The 250-nt window shown below is 54.8% G+C and carries 1 protein-coding gene; it reads left to right on the forward strand.

Annotation, left to right across the window (positions count from 1 at the left end; genetic code table 11):
- Positions 1-250, forward strand: a 250-nt coding sequence (locus HMPREF2656_RS02440; RefSeq protein ID WP_256381247.1) for a Rib/alpha-like domain-containing protein, incomplete at both ends; no start/stop codon positions are given.

A 250-nucleotide genomic window follows, 5' to 3' on the forward strand; every position in this document is an offset into this window, starting at 1 on the left:
TCCGGATTGGGATGATTCTTCTACCACGCCGGGTAAGGATGTGACTGTCCCGAAGAAGGATGGTTCCGGTGATGTTCCTGAGGGCGCTACGGTTGAGACCGAGGGTCCGGGTACTGCTGAGATCCTGCCGAACGGTGATATCAAGGTCACTCCTTCTGAGGATGCGAAGCCGGGTGACAAGATCAAGGTTGTTGTCAAGGACAAGGACGGCAACGAGATCGACACCATTGAGGTTGAGATCAAGGATCCG

The organism is Corynebacterium sp. HMSC034B08 (assembly GCF_001835805.1).
Classification (GTDB): Bacteria; Actinomycetota; Actinomycetes; order Mycobacteriales; family Mycobacteriaceae; genus Corynebacterium; species Corynebacterium coyleae.